Below are 13900 nucleotides of genomic sequence, written 5' to 3' on the forward strand. Positions count from 1 at the left end.
AGGCTAATAGCCTGTTTATGTTAAGGTTTAGTCCGTTTCATACAGCCAGGTCCGGGTCTAGATGAAGTCACTTTTCCGACGTTCGCCCCCCAGCCATCAGGTGGGACTCCTGCTGGCCAGCGATCGCATCCTGCTGGCTTGTGTGGAACCCGTCCCCATCTTTACCAGCCGCGCCATCAATGGCCCCCACGACTGGCCCAAGGCCATGGGGGAGCTGTTTGCCCAGCATGGACTGGCCAAGTCTAAGGTGCGGGTGGCCCTGGCCGCCAGCCTTTATCAGCAGATCCAGATCGACAAGCCCGCCGTGCCCGACGCCGAGATGGCGGGGGCCCTGCCCTGGGCCATCAAGGATTTCGTCAACGAACCCGTGTTGCAGCTCGCCATGGACTATGTGGATCTGCCGACCCCCCCTGCGGGTCGACCAAGGATCAACGTGATCTGCGTTCCCAAGAGCCGGGTGCAGCAGCTGGCGGATGCGGTCAACGGCGTGGCGACCCTGGAGGCCATCGTCAGCGACGAGCTGGCCATGACGGCCCTCTACGAGGCGGATCAGACGGTGCGCATGCTGCTCTGGCAGCCCAGGGGGCAGGAGTTGCAACTGCTGGTCTTCCATCGGGGAGGCCTCTGCTTCTCGCGCCCGCTGCGCGGCTTTGTCAGCCTCACCGGGGCCCATGAGCCCGATCAGGGGATGCTCGACGGGCTGGCGCTGGAGATCCAGCGCTCCCTCGACTACCTGGCGGGCCAGCTCAAGCTGCCGGAGCCGGGCCAGATGCAGCTCGCCATCGGCTCCCCCTTCATCGGCACCCTGGTGCGCCACCTGGAGCAGGCGTTCGGCTTCCCTGTGTCCGCCATGGCCAACAAAGCTGTGCTGGCCGGAGTTGAATACCTCTGCGCCTATGGTGCGGCCCTGGGCAGGAGCGAAGGATGAAACACCATATCAACCTCTATGGCGCCGAATTCAGGCCAAGGCGCCTGTGGGCCAGCCTCAATCAGATGGCCCTGGTCTGGGGCGGCTGCCTGCTGCTGCTGGTTGCGGCCACCTTTTTCTATGGCTGGCAACAGCGGGGGGTCGACCGCGAGCTGGCCCAGGTGCGTGCGCTGCTCGATGTGCAGCGCGGCGAGGCAACACGGCTCGATGCCGCCCTGGCGCGCCATCAGGCAGACGGTCAGCTGCAACAGCAGCTGGTCGACAAGCGCGAGGAGCTGGCTGCCAAGCAGGCGCTGATACGCCAGCTCGGCAGCCTCTCCCTGCAAAAATCCCAGGGCTACGCCGGCGTGATGGCGGATCTGGCCCGTCTGCGGGATGCCCGCCTCTCCCTGCAACGGATCGAGATAAGTGACGGGCGCATCAACCTCTCCGGGGTGGCCGAGCGCAGTCAGGATGTACCCGCCTGGGTGAACCGCTTCAAGCAGACTCCGTCCCTGGCGGGCAAGCAGTTTGGCGAGCTGACCCTGAGCCGGGACAAGGCAGGCCAGCTGGCCTTCCAGCTCAGCGGCATAGCACGGGAGACCCCATGATGGAGATGACGGCACAGTGGCGGGCCTGGGCACAGAGTGTGGCCGCCCTCAGCCTGCGGGAGCGGGTCTTGATCCTGCTGACGGGCATTATCTTGCTGGGGGCAGCCGGGATCTACGGCTGGCTGGATGCCGCCGACACCCGCCTGAGCCAGGAGCGGCAGGCGCTGACGGCGGCGCAGCGGGATCTGGAGATCCTGACCCTAGAGAACCAGGGCAAGCAGGCCCGGCTGGGGCGGGATCCCAACGCCCAGGTGCGCCAGCAGCTGGCTGGCGTGGAGGCGTCCCTCGGTCGGCTGGACGCAGAGCTCAAGGCCCAGACGGTGGATCTGATCCCGGCCCACGAGATGCCGGCCGTGCTGGAAGCCCTGTTGTCTCGCTCCGCCAACCTGCATATGCTGGCGCTCACCTCCCTCAAGCCCGAGCCGCTGATGGCCGGCGAGCAGAAGGCCAACCTGTTCAAGCACGGGATCCGGCTCCAGCTGGAGGGGGGCTATTTCGATGTCTACCAGTACCTGAAGGCGCTGGAGGCACTGCCCCGCCACTTCTACTGGAAAGGGTTCGACTACAGGGTGGTCGAGCATCCCAAGGCGGCGGTGGAGATGGAGATCTACACCCTGAGCACCAGCAAGGAGTTCATTCGTGGCTAAGTGGCTGACATTGTTGTGCTGCCTGCTGGGCCCGCTGGCCCAGGCGGAGGTGTTGCAGGATCCGACCGCCCCTCTGGTCGGCAGCGGCGCGGCGGCGAGCCCGAGCAAGGGGGCCGGTCTGCCCAGGTTGCAGAGCGTCATCCTGGGCAATGGACCGGCGCTGGCGGTGCTCGATGGTCAGAGCTATCGGGTGGGCCAGCGGATCGACGGTTTCCTGCTGGTGGGCATCAGCGCCGATGCCGTGGTACTGGAGAAGGCGGGCAAGCGTCAGACACTGACCCTGTTTGGCAGCAAAATCCGGATGTGAAGTCGGTTCCGCGCGGGATGCCGCGGGCCAGGTTTGTCGAGTTTCATTGCGAGTCAGGTGCACCAATAACATGAAAAAACACCATTTCTGTCTGCTTCCCCTCGCATTGGCGGTGGCGGCTTGTACCAGCTATCAGCACCCCGAACCGGTGCAGGCCAAAGACGCCCTCAAGCAGGCCATGAAGGAGCAGACCCCGACCGCGCCGCTGACCACTTTGCCTCCCTCGGTGCAGAGCGAACTGCTGCAGCTCAATCGTCCCCAGCAACCCCTGGCGGTTCCGGAGAAACGGCTGCGCATCGCGGCCCATGACGTCGATGCGGTGGAGTTCTTCGGTTCCCTGTTCAAGGGCTCCCGCTACAGCGTGGCCGTCCATCCCGGGGTGGCCGGTGCCATCTCGGTGGAGTTGAAAGACGTGACCCTGCAGGAGGCGCTGGCCACGGTCGGCGACATGTACGGCTTCGACGTGCAGCGCAAGGGCAACGTGTTTCACGTCTATCCGGCGGGTCTGCGCACCGAGACCATCCCGGTCAACTACCTGATGATGGCCCGTCGCGGCCTCTCCCGCACCTCGGTCAGCACCGGCGGGGTGACGGCCAACGACAACAACAATAACGGCAACAACAACTTCGACAGCAGTGGCAACAATAACAACGGCAACAACAACAACCTCGGCTCCTCCAACGGGGACAACGGCAACAGCAACAACAGCAACGGCACCCGGATCGAGACGGACAGCAACAACGACTACTGGACCGATCTGCGGGACGCCCTGCAGTCCCTGATCGGCACCGGCGAGGGGCGGGCCGTCATCACCAGTCCCCAGGCGGGCCTGGTCACCGTGCGTGCCTATCCGAAGGAGCTGAAAGCGGTGCGCGAGTTCCTGGATCAGTCCGGCGAACACCTCAAGCGCCAGGTGGTGCTGGAGGCGCGGATCCTGGAGGTATCCCTCAACGAGGGCTACGAGCAGGGGGTGGACTGGAGCGGCCTCTCCGCCAGCTGGGACGGCAACAAGGGCATCACGGGGGGCGGTTCCCTGCTCGACAGCCCCATCGCCTCGACCCCCAACCAGATCTTCAGGGCCCTGGGGGGCGGCGCCGGTTTCACCATATCCGATGGCAACTTCAACGTGGCGGTCAGCCTGCTCAAGACCCAGGGGGACGTGAACACCCTCTCGAGCCCGCGCGTCACCGCCACCAACAACCAGAAGGCGGTGATCAAGGTGGGGACGGACGAATACTTCGTCACCAACGCCTCGACCACCACCACCACCTCGGGCAACTCGGCGCCCATCGTCACGCCGAACGTGGAGCTAACCCCCTTCTTCTCCGGCATCGCCCTGGACGTGACCCCGCAGATCGATGAGCAGGGCAAGGTGCTGCTGCACATCCACCCCTCCGTCATCGACACCGAGGAGCAGAGCAAGACCATCAACGTCGGCACGGCGGATCCCCTGGTGCTGCCGCTCGCCAAGAGCGCCATTCGCGAATCGGATACCGTGGTGCAGGCCAACAACGGCGACATCATCGTCATCGGCGGCCTGATGAAGACCGACAAGCAGGAGATCGTCAGCAAGGTGCCGCTGCTGGGGGACATTCCCTGGGTCGGCGAGGCCTTTACCAACCGCCGGGAGAGCACCAAGAAGGTCGAGCTGGTGATCCTGCTCAAGCCGACAGTTGTGGAGAAGGATACCTGGCAGAAGGAGCTGCAACGCTCCTCCGAGCTGCTCGACAAATGGTATCCGCCCAAGGGCTAAGCCATGATGCTGAATTGGTCTATTCCCGGTGTTGCCCTGCCGCGAGCCTTTGAGCTCTGCCTGGGGGGGGCGTCCTCATGTACCTGAGTCACTTCGGCTTGCAGGAGGCCCCCTTTGGCCTGACCCCGAACACCGGCTTCTACTACGGCCTGCCTCCCCATGAGGAGGCCATGCAGGTGCTGAACTGGGCGCTGGCACAGGGAGAGGGCTTCATCAAGGTGACCGGCGAGGTGGGCACCGGCAAGACGCTGCTCTGCCGCAAGCTGCTGAGCGAGCTCGGCTCCGAGGCGTGCCCGGTACGCCTGGCCTGGCTGCCCAATCCCCACCTCAGCCCGGGGGAGCTGCGCACCGCCCTGGCCCTGGAGCTGGGACTGGCGGTACAGGGGGAGAGCGAGCTGGATCTCACGGATCGCATCCATCGCCACCTCATCGCCCTGCACCAGCAGGGGAGCCGGGTGGTGGTGCTGATCGACGAGGCGCAGGCCCTGCCGGACGAGACCCTGGAGGCCATCCGCCTGTTCGGCAACCTGGAGACGGAGTCCAGCAAGTTGCTGCAAATCGTGCTGTTCGGCCAACCCGAGCTGGATGTCCGGCTGGCCAGGCCCCACCTGCGCCAGCTTCGCCAGCGCATCGGCTTCTCCTACTGCCTGCGCCCCCTGCGGTGCGATGAAACCCGGGCCTATCTGGAGCACAGGCTGCACGTCTCTGGCTATCGCGGGGCGACCCTGTTTGGCGGCCTGGCCCTGCGCCTGCTGTGGCGGGCATCCCGCGGCATTCCGCGGCTCATCAACGTGCTGGCCCAGAAGTGCCTGATGCTGGCCTACGGCCGCGGGACGCGCCGGATCGACAGCGCCCTGGTTCGCCTCGCCATTCGCGATACCGATGACGCCCGAGGTGGCTCATTCGTGCGCTGGTGGCCCCTGTTGCTGCTGCTGGGCGCAGCCCTGGCCTATGGAGTCTGGTCATGAGCGTGATCAATCAGATGCTCAAAGATCTGGAGCAGCGCCAGTCAGGATCCGATGGCGCCGCCGTCTATGTGGCGCCGGCGCGTCAGCAGGGGTGGTGGATGCTGGTGCTGACCCTGCTGTGCATCCTGGCACTGGCCATCCTCGGCTGGCGCACCTGGATCTACTGGCAGCAGAGCCAGCGCACGGCGCAGCCGACGGTTCAGTTGACCACCCGGCTCGCCCCGGCGAGCGAGCCGTCGCTGCCTGCCTCCTCTGCCGCCGAGGTGGTCGCCGTTGCCCCCGAACCCAGTGGGGCTGCCGCCTCTGGGGTGGTTGGGGTGGATGGCGCCATAGCGGCGAGGGCTGGCGACGCCGCTATGGAGCCGAGATCCTCGGCGAGCGGGGAGGTCGACGGCGAGGCCCCGGCGCCACAGGCCCTGGCCGAGACGCCGCCGGAGAATGAGGTCACGCCGAGCGACGAAGAGTTGCAGCCGGATCTCTATGCCGAGCTGGCCGCAGAGCAGGAGGCTGCCCCTCAGGAGGTGGCCGCCCCGCCCCGCAAACCCGGCGTGCTGAAGATAGAGACGGTGGATCTCTCCGAGCCCGAGCTGGCGGCCCTGGCCGAGCGCAAGGCGACCACCGCCATGGCCAAGGGCGAGATGCGGGAGGCCCAGGACAACTATTACCAGGTGCTGCTCCATGATCCGCACAATCAGGGGGCGCGCGAACAGCTCGCTGGCCTGCTCTACGGCGAGGGACGGCTGACCGAGGCCAGCCAGGTGCTGGAGGAGGGGCTGAGGCTGGATCCCGCCCAGGCCGATCTGCGGCTGCTGCTGGCCCGGGTGGCCATCAGCGGCGGCGATCGCCAGAAGGCGCTGGACTGGCTCACCGGCTATCAGCCGGACCTGGCCGCCAATCTGGACTATTACGCCACCTGGGCGGGGCTCGCCCAGGAGCTGGGTCAGCCAGCCCAGGCGTCCGAGCTCTACGTCAAGTTGTTGCGCCAGCAGCCGGATCAGGGGCGCTGGTGGCTGGGGCTGGGGGTGGCGGAGGATGGTCAGGGCCACCGCCAGCGGGCGCTGGACGCCTATGGCAATGCCCAGCTGCACGGGGATCTGGGCGAGGCATCGACCCGCTGGCTGGAACAGCGGATTGCCCAGCTGACGCCCTCACCCTGACCCTCTCCCAGGGGGAGAGGGAACCGACCGGGGTCGAGTCAGGCTCCCGGGATGATTAGGGTCGTGTAATCGGACACGCCAGTGGGAATGAAATAACGAAATCAGCCCGTAGGTTCGATTAGGGGCGCGAAATCGGACGCGGTGGCGGTTCATCACTGTCATCGGCGTAATCAGAATCAGTAATTCGGAGTAGCAATGGCACAACCCAGACTGAAAATGCGCCTCGGCGACCTGCTGGTACAGGAGCAGATCATCTCGGATGATCAGTTGCAGCTCGCCCTGCAGCAGCAGCGTCAGACCGGGCGCAAGCTGGGGACCACTCTCATCGATCTCGGCTTCATCAGCGAGGTGCAGCTGCTGCAGTTCCTCGCCCGCCAGCTGGACGTGCCCTTCTTCGATCTCAACAACCTCACCATAGACGCCTCGGCCGTGACCCTGTTGCCCGAGGTGCAGGCCCGCCGTTACCGTGCGCTGGCGGTCAACCTCAGCGACGACAAGGTGACCGTGGCCATGTCGGATCCCGCCGACCTGAGCGCCCTGGATGCCATCGCCGCCCTGCTCAGCCCGCGGGAACTGGTGCTGGCGGTGGCGCGGGAAGGGCAGCTGCTGGAGTATTTCGACCGCCTCTATCGCCGCACCCGGGAGATAGAGAGCTTCGCCGAACAGCTGCACGAAGAGTATCAGGATGCCGGTTTCGAGCTGGGATCCAGCAATCTCGGGGCCGGTGACGAGGGGGAGGCGACCGTGGCCAAGCTGCTGCGCTCCCTGTTCGAGGACGCGGTGCAGGTGGGGGCCTCCGACATCCACATAGAGCCGGACGAGAAGGTGCTGCGCATTCGCCAGCGCATCGACGGCGTGCTGCATGAAAACATACTGAGCGAGGTGCGCATCGCCCAGGCGCTGGTGCTGCGCCTCAAGCTGGTGGCCGGGCTCGACATCTCGGAGAAGCGGCTGCCTCAGGATGGCCGTTTCGCCATGAAGGTGCGCGGCCGGGACGTGGATGTGCGTATGTCCACCATGCCGGTGCAGTACGGGGAGTCGGTGGTGATGCGACTGCTGGATCAATCCTCCGGCATACTGTCCCTGGCGGAGACCGGCATGCCGCCGGCCATCCTGAGCCGCTTCCGGCGCCAGCTCAAACGGCCCCACGGCATGATACTGGTGACGGGCCCCACCGGCAGCGGCAAGACCACGACGCTCTACGGCGCCCTCTCCGAGCTCAACCAGGCCAGCCACAAGATCATCACGGTGGAGGATCCGGTGGAATACCGGCTGCCCCGGGTCAACCAGGTGCAGGTCAACCCCAAGATAGGGCTCACCTTCTCCCAGGTGCTGCGATCCACCCTGCGTCAGGATCCCGACATCCTGCTGGTGGGGGAGATGCGGGACAACGAGACGGTAGAGATAGGCCTGCGCGGCGCCATCACGGGCCACCTGGTGTTGACCACGCTGCATACCAATGATGCCGTCACCAGCGCCCTGCGCCTCATCGACATGGGGGCGCCCGGCTATCTGGTGGCGAGCGCCCTGCGCGCCGTGGTGGCCCAGCGCCTGGTGCGACGGCTGTGTGAACACTGCGCCTGCGAGACGGCGCCGGATCAGGGACAGGCCACCTGGCTCACCATGCTCTCCGGCGAGGCACCCGGCCAGCACCTCTATCGCAAGGGGCGGGGCTGCCAGAGCTGCAACTTCACCGGTTATTCGGGCCGGATCGGGGTCTACGAGCTGCTGGAGCTGGATCAACCCATGATGGATGCCCTGCGTCGCAACGATGCGGAGAGCTTTGCCCGGGCGGCGCGCGAGCACGAGCACTACCGGCCCCTGGCCCTGACGGCGTTGGACTATGCCCGGGAGGGGATCACCTCGGTGGACGAGGTGCTCAGGCTGGCCGAGGATCTGGGATAAGCCATGGGCAGCTTCAACTACAAGGGGCGCGACAGCCAGGGTCAGGCCGTCAGCGGCGTGGTGGAGGCCGCCAGCGAGCTGGCCGCCGCCGAGCAGCTGATGCGCCGCGGCGTGATGCCCACCGAGCTGAAGGCGGGCAAGGCCAAGGCGGCCGGCATCGACTGGTCGCTGCTGCTGGAGGGGAGCGTCAAACTGGAGGAGCTGGTGGTGTTCAGCCGCCAGATGTATGCCCTGACCCGGGCGGGGATCCCCATACTGCGCGCCATCGCCGGGCTGGAGGAGAGCGCCCACGGCAAGCCCCTCAAGCGGGCACTCCATGCCCTGGGGGAGGATCTCGGCAACGGGCGGCCGCTGTCGAGCTCGATGCAGGCCCATCCCAAGGTGTTCAACAGTCTGTTCGTCGCCATCATCCACGTCGGCGAGAACACCGGCCAGCTGGAGGAGGCCTTCCTGCAGCTCGCCAACTATTTCGATCTGGAGCTGGAGACCCGCAAGCGGATCAAGACCGCCATGCGCTACCCCAGCTTCGTGATGATGGCCATCGGCATCGCCATGGTGATCCTCAATATCATGGTGATCCCGGTGTTTGCCGGCATGTTCGCCAAGTTCGGGGTGGAGCTGCCGCTCGCGACCCGGATCCTGCTCGCCACCTCCCACTTCTTCGTCCACTACTGGTGGCTGCTGCTCGCCATCCTGGCGGGCATGGTGTTTGGCTGGCGCCGCTGGGTCGCCAGCCTCCAGGGCAAGCTGACCTGGCACCGCTGGCAGCTCAAACTGCCCATAGTCGGCACCATCATAGAGCGCTCCCTGCTGGCCCGCTTCGCCCGCAGCTTCTCCATGATGCTCAAGGCCGGGGTGCCGCTCAACACGGCGCTGACCCTGGTGGCCGATGCGGTGGACAACGCCTATATGGCGGGGCAGATCCGCGACATGCGGGCGGGCATTGAGCGGGGCGAGAGCCTGCTGCGCACCGCAGGGGCCAGCGGCCTGTTCACCCCCCTGGTGATGCAGATGATCGCGGTGGGGGAAGAGACGGGTCAGGTGGACGAGCTGCTGCACGAGGCGGCCGAGTATTACGAGCGGGAGGTGGATTATGACCTCAAGAGCCTCACCGCCCGCATAGAGCCGATCCTCATCGGCATAGTGGCCGTCATGGTGCTGGTGCTGGCGCTCGGTATCTTTACGCCCATGTGGGACATGATGCGAGCGGTGCGGGGTCAATGATAGGCCGCGGCATCTTCACTCCCCTGATGGTGGGACATGATGCGAGCGGTTCGCGGCCAGTAAGGTGGTTCAGCATCTTCACTCCTCCTGGTGGGGGGCGTGATGAGTGCCGTTCGCGGTCAATAGACGGTATCTTCACTCCCCTGATGGTGGGACATGATGCGAGCGGTGCGGGGCCAGTGATGCATGCTGTTTGTGGTAGACAAGGTGCGGGGGAGGCATGAGCAGACAGTCCGAGCAGGATGAGCGCTGGCTGGGGGGTTACAGGCGGCTGATCGCCTGCGTCCTGCTGCTGGTCATCCTTGCCACCCTGGCCCTGAGCTATCGCAGCCACAGGGAGGAGGCGCTGGCGGTCAGCCTGAGCCTGCTGGGGGAGCAATTTGCCGAGCGGGCCCAGCGACTGCACGGGCGCTGGCTCGATGAGCGGCGCCCCGAGGTGCTGCATGCAGAAGGGGTGGCCTGGCAGTTCGATGGGCGGGGCTGGCCGCTGGCGGTGTTGCCGCTGCAGTCACCCTCCGCCAACTGCCGCCAGCTCTGGCTGACGCTGATTGGCCCCGAGGATCCGGGGTTGCCCTCCTGGCAGGCACTCGCCAGCTCGCATGGGGACGGCTGCGAGTTTGGTTGGGAAGGGCACTGGCTGTTCTACCGTTTCAGCGATGGCCGGGTACTGACGAAGCCTTGAGTCGATCTCTCAAGTGCTTCAGCAACATGATTTTTTTCTATCTGCATGAAATAATGCGGACCGTTACGGAGGCAGCATGGCAGCAAATAGAGTGAGCGCCGGTCAGGGACCGGGTCAGATGGCCGGTTTTTCCCTGATCGAGCTGGTGATCGTCATCGTGATTCTGGGGATCCTGGCCGTCACCGCCTTGCCCCGTTTTCTCGACGTGACCGACGAGGCGAAGAAGGCCAGCGTGGAAGGGGTATCCGGCGGTTTCGCCACAGCGGTCTCTCTGGTGCGGGCCCAGTGGGAAGCCGAAGGGCGTGCCAAGCAGGACAGCCTCAACACTGTGCTGTACGACGGTTCCCGTTTCTATCTGACCACGCCGACCGACAGCCAGGTCAGCAACGGCGAGCTCTCCCCCGGTTATCCCATGGACACGGTGGCGAGCGGCGCTCCAGATGTGGATCCGGCCAATCTGACGGCGGCCCGCTGCCTCAATATTTGGGAGGGCTTGTTGCAGAATCCTCCCAAGGCTACTGCCAACTTTGACGAGGTGCGCGGTAGCGGCAATGACCTGAAGTTCTATGCCACGGTGAGCAACAATGGACTGGATTCGGTCTGCCGTTACTATCTGGTCAACAGCCTGAGCAAGGGAAGTGATGGGCGCTATCAGGACCCGCAAGGGAGCACCGATGCCTACATGAGTTTCAGTTACCGCCCGGCCTCCGGCCAGGTGACTACCAATATCAATTGATAAACAGAGGAAAACGTAATGAAAAAGCAATCGGGTTTTACCCTGATCGAACTGGTGATCGTGATCATCATCCTGGGCATTCTGGCGGTCACCGCCGCGCCCAAGTTCCTGAATCTGCAGGATGATGCCAAGAAGTCTGCCGCGCAGGGCGTGCAGGCTGCATTGTCCAGCGCTGCCAATCTGGTCTACAGCAAGGCGGCTCTGAATGGGCAGGAAAAGGCATCTGCAGCAGGTGGTACAGACTTGACCGGGATGACTGGTGTCAAGGTCATCTATGGCTACCCGACCGCAAATACCATTTCCGCTGCAGTGACTCTGGATGGTTGGGTCGCAGCTTCTGGCGCAACCGCTCTCGAGTCAACTTTTGCTCCTGCGAATACCAGCGGCAATACCTGCACCGTAAAATACACTGCTGCAACCAGTGAAGACGCTCCCTTCAAAACTGAGCTGCAGAACTGCGATTAATTGTCTTGGTAAGCGAGGCTTCGGCCTCGCTTTTTCTTTATCCACGATATTCCCGATGAGAGCGTGAATGACGACAGCCAAGGGCTTCACCCTGATTGAACTGGTGATCGTGATCCTGTTGCTCGGGATTCTGGCCGCCTTTGCCGTGCCCAAGTGGCTGGGCAAAGGCGGCTTTGAAACCCATACCCTGCGTGACGAGCTGGTGACCCGGCTGCGGCTGGTGCAGACCATGAACATGCATGAAGGGGAGGCGCGCTGCACCCAGCTGGTGCTGGAGCAGAGTCGCTTCGCTCACCTGACCCAGGCGGGCAGTTGTGCGCCCGGGTCCATCATAGATAAATGGAATGCGGACGAGCGGAGCCGGGGACGCGTCGTCACGGCCTCCGGCGGCATCACCCTGCCGCAAGGCAACTTTACTTTCGACAAGCGCAGCGGCCGGCCGCTCTCACCCTCCACCTGCGTCAATGGTTGCAACCTGGTGGTGAGCAGCGGGCAGGAGAGCGCCCGGCTGCGCATCGAGCCGGAAGGGTATATCCATGCGATCCCCTAAGGCCCGTCGCGGCTTCACCCTGATCGAGTTCGTGGTCGGCATAGTGCTGCTGGCCATCGCGCTGACCGGCATCCTGGGGCTTCTCATCAATCAGGCACCCCAGGGGGTGGATCCGGTGCAGCAGGTGCGGGGCGCCCAGCTGGCCCAGCGGATCCTCGGCGAGGTGCTGCAAAAATCCTTCGATGAACACTCGGATCACAATGGCGGCCGTTTTCGCTGCGCCGAGACCGTCGGCACCCCTGCGATAACCTATCCCGCCTGCACCCCGGTCGCCGATTACGGCCCGGATGGGGGCGAGACGCGCCCCTACGAGTTCAACGACGTGGATGATTTCGATACCGCGGGCAACTGGGTGGACGCCAACCAGTTTACCCAGACGGACGCAGAGGGGGTCAGCGACCAGGAGTATCGCCACTATCAGGTCAGGATCGCCGTCACCCCGGATACCCTGTTCGGGAGCCCGGGCCTGGGGGCCGAATCCATCGGCAAGCGCGTCGCCCTGACAGTGCGGCTGCCGGACCAGAGCGAGCTGGCTTTCACCCTCTACCGGGGGAACTACTGATGGGCAAGCCGCATTCCCGTTATGCCGCGTCCGATGACGCATCTGTTACCACAGCCCGGTACCGCGTCCGACCTGGGCGGGCACGGGGCTTCACCCTGGTGGAACTGGTGATGGTGATCTTGCTGCTCGGGGTCATGGCCACCTTTACCAGCCAGTTTATCGGCATCGGCACCCAGATTTACGGGGATGTCAGCCGCCGGGAGCAGCTGATGAGCGATGCCCGCTTCGCCCTGGAGCGGCTCAACCGCGAGCTGCGCGATGCGGTGCCGGGCTCGGTGCGTATCGAGGATGAGGGGGGCAATCCTCTGGATAAGGGGGCCTGCCTGCGCTTCTGGCCCATCGCCACCGCCAGCCGTTATCTGGGCTCAGCGGCCAGCGGCGGGCTCACCATAGTGGAGCCCGAGGTGCTGCCCCGGGAGGAGGACGAGGCCATCGTCTACCCCCTTGCCGATCCGGCTCTCAACCTGGAGCAGGGGTGCCTCCATGGCAACTGCGTGGCCAGGGTTATTTCGGTGGGGAGCCCGGTCTCGGGGGCCTTGCCGCTGACGATGGATGACACCTTCGCCAAGGAGTCGCCGGGGCAGCGCATCTATTTTGCCCGTCAGCAGGTGCGTTACTGCGTGACGAATGCCGCCCTGACCCGGGCCAGCGCCGCCATAGGCACTGACTTTCACGGGAGCACGCCGGCCCTGATGGCCGAGCATATCCGCCCTGCGCTCTATTACTTCTACCGTGAACCTGCCGCCTTCAGCCAGAGCGAGGTGGGACTGCGGATGGAGCTTGAGCAGCGCGGCGAGCGCGTCCTCTTCAACCACAAGCTGGAGACGCTCAATGTTCCCTAGGCACCCCCGCAGGCTGGCGCCCCAGCGTGGCAGCGCCATCATGGTCGCCCTCTTCGTCATCGTCATCATGGCCCTGCTGGCGGCGGCCATGGGCCGCTTCCTGGTGGACAGCGGCGAGAAGAATACGGTGGAGGTGCGCGGGGTGCGTGCCCTGATGGCGGCCCAGAGCGGGCTGGAAATCGCCCTCTATCAGCTGTTTCCCAATCGCAGTGGCGCCGAGTTGCCCGCCGCCTGCACCAGGGTGGCGGCGTCCCGGGCATTCGACAAGGATCCCGGCCTGAGCGGGTGCCGGGTCTCGGTGAGCTGCAATGAGATCCAGGCCAGCCAGGGGGGAGAGACCAGCACCACCTACCGGCTCACCAGCCTGGGCACCTGTGGCACAGAGGCAGCGGGCGCCAACCCGGGCTTTGCCGTCAGCCGCACCCTGGTGGCGGAAGCCTTTGATGGAGTGATGCCGTGATAGGTCGTCTTTGTTCCGTTCTGTTTTTACTGCTGTTCGGCTTGCCTGTGCAGGCAGCACTGGATTGCAACAGCATCTTCCCTGGCCCGATCCAGAGCCATGACGCGGCTGGCACGCTTTACAT

The 13900-nt window shown here is 64.9% G+C and carries 16 protein-coding genes; all 16 read left to right on the forward strand.

What is annotated here, in order from left to right; translation table 11 throughout:
- The first annotated feature begins 61 nt into the window (after positions 1-61).
- Positions 62-928, forward strand: coding sequence for an MSHA biogenesis protein MshI (locus ACWPWQ_RS13420; RefSeq protein ID WP_454010011.1), 867 nt, complete (start codon positions 62-64; stop codon positions 926-928).
- The gene (locus ACWPWQ_RS13425; protein ID WP_139439242.1) at positions 925-1518 is read left to right on the forward strand and encodes a PilN domain-containing protein; all 594 of its coding nucleotides are present in this window, start codon (positions 925-927) and stop codon (positions 1516-1518) included. The genes ACWPWQ_RS13420 and ACWPWQ_RS13425 overlap by 4 nt, the downstream gene beginning before the upstream one ends.
- On the forward strand, positions 1518-2165 hold the full coding sequence (locus ACWPWQ_RS13430; protein WP_139439267.1) for a type IV pilus inner membrane component PilO: 648 nt from the start codon (positions 1518-1520) through the stop codon (positions 2163-2165). Before ACWPWQ_RS13425 ends, ACWPWQ_RS13430 begins: the two co-directional genes overlap by 1 nt.
- Positions 2158-2472 carry a SctD/MshK family protein gene (locus ACWPWQ_RS13435; RefSeq protein WP_139439241.1) on the forward strand — a complete coding sequence of 105 codons (315 nt, stop codon included), beginning with the start codon at positions 2158-2160 and terminating at the stop codon, positions 2470-2472. Before ACWPWQ_RS13430 ends, ACWPWQ_RS13435 begins: the two co-directional genes overlap by 8 nt.
- Positions 2473-2542: 70 nt before the next feature.
- Positions 2543-4225, forward strand: coding sequence for a pilus (MSHA type) biogenesis protein MshL (gene mshL / locus ACWPWQ_RS13440; protein WP_454010012.1), 1683 nt, complete (start codon positions 2543-2545; stop codon positions 4223-4225).
- Between the two features lie 77 nt (positions 4226-4302).
- Positions 4303-5193, forward strand: a complete 891-nt coding sequence (locus tag ACWPWQ_RS13445) for an ExeA family protein (protein ID WP_139439239.1) — start codon at positions 4303-4305, stop codon at positions 5191-5193.
- A complete protein-coding gene (locus ACWPWQ_RS13450; RefSeq protein ID WP_454010013.1) occupies positions 5190-6350 on the forward strand; it encodes a tetratricopeptide repeat protein in 1161 nt (386 codons plus the stop codon). The genes ACWPWQ_RS13445 and ACWPWQ_RS13450 overlap by 4 nt, the downstream gene beginning before the upstream one ends.
- 195 nt (positions 6351-6545) lie before the next feature.
- Positions 6546-8255, forward strand: coding sequence for an MSHA fimbrial ATPase MshE (mshE, locus tag ACWPWQ_RS13455; RefSeq protein WP_265435466.1), 1710 nt, complete (start codon positions 6546-6548; stop codon positions 8253-8255).
- A 3-nt stretch (positions 8256-8258) separates the two neighbouring features.
- Positions 8259-9479, forward strand: coding sequence for a type II secretion system F family protein (locus ACWPWQ_RS13460; protein WP_454010014.1), 1221 nt, complete (start codon positions 8259-8261; stop codon positions 9477-9479).
- Positions 9480-9699: 220 nt separating this feature from the next.
- Positions 9700-10161, forward strand: coding sequence for a hypothetical protein (locus tag ACWPWQ_RS13465; protein ID WP_454010015.1), 462 nt, complete (start codon positions 9700-9702; stop codon positions 10159-10161).
- A gap of 76 nt (positions 10162-10237) precedes the next feature.
- Entirely contained in the window at positions 10238-10897 is a 660-nt protein-coding gene (locus ACWPWQ_RS13470; RefSeq protein WP_454010016.1) for a type II secretion system protein, read from the forward strand.
- An 18-nt stretch (positions 10898-10915) separates the two neighbouring features.
- Entirely contained in the window at positions 10916-11362 is a 447-nt protein-coding gene (locus ACWPWQ_RS13475) for a prepilin-type N-terminal cleavage/methylation domain-containing protein (protein ID WP_408839308.1), read from the forward strand.
- 67 nt (positions 11363-11429) lie between these two features.
- Positions 11430-11912, forward strand: a complete 483-nt coding sequence (locus tag ACWPWQ_RS13480) for a pilus assembly FimT family protein (RefSeq protein WP_454010017.1) — start codon at positions 11430-11432, stop codon at positions 11910-11912.
- The gene (locus ACWPWQ_RS13485) at positions 11899-12474 is read left to right on the forward strand and encodes a type IV pilus modification PilV family protein (protein WP_454010018.1); all 576 of its coding nucleotides are present in this window, start codon (positions 11899-11901) and stop codon (positions 12472-12474) included. The genes ACWPWQ_RS13480 and ACWPWQ_RS13485 overlap by 14 nt, the downstream gene beginning before the upstream one ends.
- A complete protein-coding gene (locus tag ACWPWQ_RS13490; RefSeq protein WP_454010019.1) occupies positions 12474-13316 on the forward strand; it encodes a PilW family protein in 843 nt (280 codons plus the stop codon). Before ACWPWQ_RS13485 ends, ACWPWQ_RS13490 begins: the two co-directional genes overlap by 1 nt.
- Positions 13306-13776, forward strand: a complete 471-nt coding sequence (locus ACWPWQ_RS13495) for an MSHA biogenesis protein MshP (protein WP_454010020.1) — start codon at positions 13306-13308, stop codon at positions 13774-13776. The genes ACWPWQ_RS13490 and ACWPWQ_RS13495 overlap by 11 nt, the downstream gene beginning before the upstream one ends.
- Positions 13777-13900: the final 124 nt, after the last annotated feature.

The sequence above is a fragment of the Aeromonas sp. Marseille-Q7275 genome, assembly GCF_965119515.1.